Below are 3,560 nucleotides of genomic sequence, written 5' to 3'. Positions count from 1 at the left end.
TATGCGATCGTCGGCAGCGTCAGATGTGTATAAGAGACAGGCCCACCGGGCCGGCCCGCAGCGCGCCGGCCGCCAGGCAGTTAAGGGGTCAGTTGCCTGCGGCGGCGATGGAGTCCTTGGCGGCAGCGACAACCGCTTCGGTGGTGATGCCGAACTCCTGGAACAGGCGCTTGTAGTCCGCCGAGGCACCGAAGTGCTCGAGGCTGACGGACCGACCGGCGTCGCCGACCAGTTCCTTCCAGCCCAGGGCCAGACCGGCCTCGACCGAGACGCGCGCGGTGACGGCGGCGGGCAGCACGGACTCGCGGTAGGCGGCGTCCTGCTTGTTGAACCACTCGACGCACGGCATGGAGACCACGCGAGTGGGGATGCCCTCGGCCTGCAGTGCTTCGCGGGCCTGGACCGCCAGGTGAACCTCGGAACCGGTGGCGATCAGGATCACCTGGGCCGGCACGGTGGCGCCGTCCTTGGAGGCTTCCGCCAACACGTAGCCACCCTTGGCCACACCGGCCGCGGACGCGAAGGTGTCACCCTCGGCCGCACCTTCGCCGCGGGCGAAGGTCGGGATGTTCTGCCGGGTCAGCACGATGCCTGCCGGGTTCTCGTGGTTCTCCAGGATGGTCTTCCACGCCACGCCGACCTCGTTGGCGTCGCCGGGACGGACGACATCCAGGCCGGGGATGGCACGCAGCGTCGAGAGCTGCTCCACCGGCTGGTGGGTCGGGCCGTCCTCGCCGAGGCCGATCGAGTCGTGCGACCACACGTACACCGACGGCACACCCATCAGGGCGGACAGGCGGATGGCCGGGCGCTGGTAGTCACTGAAGATCAGGAACGTACCGGAGAACGCGCGGGTGGGGCCGTGCAACGAGATGCCGTTGACGATCGAGGCGGCAGCGTGCTCACGGATGCCGAAGTGCAGGACCCGTCCGTAGGGGTTGCCCTTCCACGCATTGGTCGAGCGCGATTCCGGAATGAACGACGGCGATCCCTCGATGGTCGTGTTGTTCGACTCGGCGAGGTCGGCCGAACCGCCCCAGAGCTCGGGCAGCACGGGGCCAAGCGCGTTGAGGACCTTGCCGGACGCGGCACGGGTCGAGACGTCCTTGCCTGCTTCGAAGTTCGGCAGAACGGCGTCGACGCCGTCAGGAAGCTGCCTGGCCTCGATGCGCTGCAGAAGTGCGGCGCCCTCCGGGTTGGCGGCCTGCCAGGCCTCGAAGGACTCTTCCCACTCGCGACGTGCGGCCGCTCCCCGGTCCAGGGCCTCGCGGGCGTGCGCCAGGATGGCCGGCTCGACCTCGAAGGACTTGGCGGGGTCGAAGCCCAGAACTTCCTTCACCGCTGCGACTTCCTCGGCGCCCAGCGCAGAACCGTGGATCTTGCCCGTGTTCTGCTTCTTCGGCGCGGGGTAGCCGATGATGGTGCGCAGCGAGATGATCGACGGCTTCGAGGTCTCGGCCTTGGCGGCCAGCAACGCGGCGTGGAGCTCCTCGACGTCTTCCTTGTACTCACCGGTGCGGGTCCAGTCCACGCGCTGGACGTGCCAGCCGTAGGACTCGTAGCGCTTGAGAACGTCCTCGGTGAAGGAGATGTCGGTGTCGTCCTCGATCGAGATGTGGTTCTCGTCGTAGACCACGACGAGGTTGCCCAGTTCCTGGTGCCCGGCGAGGGACGAAGCCTCGGACGTCACACCTTCCTGCAGGTCGCCGTCGGAGGCGATGACCCAGATGGTGTGGTCGAACGGGGAGGTGCCGGGGGCGGCCTCGGGGTCGAGCAGGCCGCGCAGGCGACGCTGCGAGTAGGCGAAGCCGACCGAGGACGCCAGGCCCTGGCCCAGCGGGCCGGTGGTGATCTCAACGCCCTTGGTGTGCTTGTACTCCGGGTGGCCCGGCGTCAGCGAGCCCCAGGTGCGGAACGACTGCAGGTCTTCCAGCTCCAGCCCGTAGCCGGCGAGGAACAGCTGGATGTAGAGCGTCAGCGACGAGTGTCCCGGCGACAGGATGAACCGGTCACGGCCCAGCCACTGCGCGTCGCTGGGGTCGTGGCGCATCAACTTCTGGAACAGCAAGTACGCCGCCGGGGCCAGGCTCATCGCCGTACCCGGGTGACCATTGCCGACCTTCTCCACCGCATCCGCGGCCAAAACCCGGACGGTGTCCACAGCGCGCTGGTCCTCGGCCGTCCAGTCCAATGACGTGGAATCGGACGCGGCGCCGATCACATCTGCTGTCTGAGTCACGGTGTATCCCCTTTGATTCGGTCATCTGATTCGGTCATCGGCCCGTAACGGCCGCACGGATTTCTGCTAGATCGCGTGATATCGATGATCGCGAACCAAACGGGCAGGGGAAACGCTATTTTCTGACGGTTAGGACTACACTTTCGGACTGGCTGGGGGATTTCATGGCCGGTCGGCCGCGATAGACTGGGCGCCATGAGCACAGCCATCGACCAGCCGCTGAAGGCAGCCTCCCTGCTCACCACAGACCTGCCGTGGCCGCTTTTGCATACGGTGGCGTCGTTGGCCGAGGCCCCGCTCATCCAGATAGCCGAGCGCCTCCGCACCGCTACCCTCCCCTACCTGAAAAGCAGTGCGCTGGTCATCTTCACGGAAGACTGCACGGGACGGCCGCAGAAGAAGGCGGGCGCCGAAGAGATCATCTCGCGGGTCTCCATCACCGAGCTCGACGCGCTTCGCGCCAGCCTGGGCGACGAAACATTCTGGTCCGGCAAAGCTGAGCTCGCCGGCAAGCCCCGCCCGCTCTACGCGCTCAAGCACGCCTCCAGCGGCGCCCTCCTCGTCCTCACGGATCCGGAGCCCGCGCCCGGCGCGGACCACGACACCGGGCTGGACTTGGTGACGTATCTGTGGCGCATCGCTGCCCAGCGCATCCAGGAGAAAGTGGCCGACGCGCCGCCGTCGTACCTGCTGGAGTCACGGGCGGCTTCAGCTGAACGTGTCCGCGTGACAGCGGAGCTGACCGATCTGCACTCCACCACCCTGGAGACTCTGCTGGCAGCCCTGCGCTCGTCGACTCTCGACGACGCAGCCGCGCGCACGACCGTCACGGACCTCGCCGCAAAGGCCCTGGTCGGGCTACGGACGCACAGCGACCGTACGACGGGACTGGTCGAGGTGCCGGTCGCCATAGCCTTCGAACGCCTACGCGAGGACCTGCGACCGCTCACGCGCTTCAGCGGCCTCGAGATCGAATTCATCGAACCCCCGCAGAACGGCAGGGCACTGCCCGGCGAAGTCGCCCATGCGGGACGCGCGATCGTCCGCGGCCTTGTGCTGGCCATGATGGAGCAGCCCGAGATCAGCCGGGTGCGTACGCAGTGGGACTGCGACGGCGAAAACTTGCTGATCAACGTGCGCGACGACGGCCGAGGCATGCTCGCCCCCGACGCGCCGAGCATCGGCCGCCTGGACCGCCAGGTCCAGGCGCTCGCCGGGCAGTTGCGGGTCGAAGTCATGCCCCGCTGGGGTGCAGACGTATTCGTCACGCTCCCCCTCGACCTGCCCTCTTATACACATCTGACGCTGCCGACGATCGCAT

Annotated in this window: 2 protein-coding genes; one reads left to right on the top strand and one right to left on the bottom strand. The window is 67.5% G+C overall.

The window, feature by feature from the left end:
* Positions 1-88: 88 nt before the first annotated feature.
* Positions 89-2,239, bottom strand: a complete 2,151-nt coding sequence (gene tkt, locus A5784_RS23525; protein ID WP_064947292.1) for a transketolase — start codon at positions 2,237-2,239, stop codon at positions 89-91.
* A gap of 195 nt (positions 2,240-2,434) precedes the next feature.
* Here tkt and A5784_RS23520 point away from each other — a divergent pair.
* Positions 2,435-3,560 (top strand): sensor histidine kinase (locus tag A5784_RS23520; RefSeq protein ID WP_064947291.1); only part of this gene is annotated, 1,126 nt, incomplete at its 3' end.

Origin of the sequence: Mycobacterium sp. 852013-50091_SCH5140682, assembly GCF_001665685.1 — a bacterium.
Taxonomy (GTDB): Bacteria; Actinomycetota; Actinomycetes; order Mycobacteriales; family Mycobacteriaceae; genus Mycobacterium.
This window is presented reverse-complemented; position numbering and strand designations above follow the sequence as displayed.